Here is a 1942-nt window from a genome sequence, read left to right as displayed (position 1 = left end):
GCGTTGAACAGTTCGTCACCGAGCGTGTTGATCAAATGAGCGTCCATGGCAGGGCTCCAGATAGGTGGGGGAAAAAAAGCCCGTCCGAACGTCATCAGGGACGGGCCCAGAGGAGGCGTTCAGCCCGGCCAGACCGACGAGTCGGCGCCGCCATCGACATCGATAACCTTGCCGGTAACCCAGGCCGAAGCGGGACTGGCGAGGTACAGCGCGGCGGCGGCGATGTCCTGCGGGGTGCCCAGGCATTTGAGCGGGGTGTTGGCTTCCATGACCTCGCGCATGGCGGTCGGCATCACGCCATTCAGCGCTTCGGTCAGGGTCGGGCCGGGTGCGACAGCGTTGACCCGGACCTGCGGCGCGAAGTCCTGGGCCAGCAAACGGGTCAGATGGCTGAGAGCGGCCTTGGCTGTGCCGTAGGCGCTGAAATGGCGCTGGGCATAGCGTGCCGCCACCGAGCTGATATTGATGATGTTGCCGCCACCTGCCTCGCGCATCAGCGGCACACACAATTGGCAGAAGGCGTAGCTGGTGGCGACGTTGAAGGTCAGTACCTGGGCGAACTGCTCGGGCGTCATCGCCAGCGGATCGTTGGGACCGCCACCGCCGACATTGTTCACCAGATGAGTGATACGACCCATTTGTTCCACGCTTTGACGCACCAGAGCGTGGCGTTGCTCGGCGTCGTTGACGTCACAAGCGAACGCCAGGGCGCGCCGTCCCAGGCCGCGAACTTCTTCGGCCACTGCCTGAACCTCGTCCAGTGACCGCGCCGAGCACACCACATCGGCACCGGCTTCGGCATACGCCAAGGCGATCGCCCGACCGATTCCCCGGCCGCTGCCGGTGACGATGGCGACGCTGCCGTGCATCTGGAAACGCTGCAAAATACTCATGGGCCCTTGCTCCGTGGGGTCAATTATCGATGGATGAAATATCGCCGCAACGGCCGCCGCCAGCATCGTCTCAATGGACTATCAAACAGGGCACATAACCGGTGGGAGCGAGTCCACCCCTAGTCCGCTTTGACGATGAATGATTGCTCGCTCGATCCGATGATCCATCTCAACTCGCGCAGTGGCGCAGTGAGATCGGGAGAGTTGAGTGATGCACAGCATGCGAGAAAAGACCCAGGACGAACGTGATCTGATTGAACGTGCGCGGAGCCTGGTGCCCGCCCTCAAGGCGCGCACGGAGCAGGCCGACAAGGACTTGAAGGTGCCGCAGGAGAGCGTCGCCGAGCTGCAGTCCGCCGGCTTGTTGCGCGCCTTGCAACCAAAGGCGTTTGGTGGATATGAAGTGGACCCGCGTACCTTCTTCGAAATCCAGACCATCCTCGCCGAGGGTTGCATGTCCACCGCCTGGATCTACGGCGTGATGGGGGTTCACCCCTGGCAACTGGCGCGTTACCCGATCGAAGCGCAGCGCGAAGTCTGGTCTGATGACCACAACGCACTGATCTGCTCGACCTATATGCCAGCGGCCAGGGTCACGGTGGTGGAGGGCGGTTACCGCATAAGCGGGCGCTGGGGTTTTTCCAGCGGCAGCGAGCACTGCCAATGGGTGTTCCTGGGCGGGATCCTGCCGCCCGATGGCGAACTGGCAGCCGAGCACGGCACCTTCCTGTTGCCGCGCAAGGACTATCAGATCGAACGTAATTGGGACGTGATGGGACTGCGCGGCACTGGAAGCCATGACATCGTGGTCGAGGATGTCTTCGTCCCTGCCCATCGCGTGCAGCGCACCAATAACTGGACGCTCGAAGCGACGCCCGGGCGCCGGGTCAACACTAACCCGATCTACGCGATCCCGTTCGCCCAAGTGTTCTCCCGCGCCGTCTCCACCTCGGCCATTGGTGCCCTGCAGGGCGCGATCAACGAGTTCCGCGACAATGCCGCCAAACATATCGGCAAGCACGGCGCCCGTACCGCTGACGATCCTGTGG

2 protein-coding genes are annotated in these 1942 nt (G+C 63.0%); one reads left to right on the top strand and one right to left on the bottom strand.

From position 1 onward, the window contains the following. Window positions 1-119: 119 nt before the first annotated feature. Window positions 120-893 (bottom strand): glucose 1-dehydrogenase, encoded by a 774-nt coding sequence (locus AC1DSG_RS30730; RefSeq protein WP_477794228.1) that lies wholly within the window; start codon window positions 891-893, stop codon window positions 120-122. 211 nt (window positions 894-1104) lie between these two features. Between AC1DSG_RS30730 and AC1DSG_RS30725 the strand changes: the two genes are divergently transcribed. Further along, window positions 1105-1942: acyl-CoA dehydrogenase family protein (locus AC1DSG_RS30725; protein WP_477794227.1), on the top strand; the 838-nt coding region annotated here is incomplete at its 3' end.

The organism is Pseudomonas sp. P5_A12 (assembly GCF_056400685.1).
This window is presented reverse-complemented; position numbering and strand designations above follow the sequence as displayed.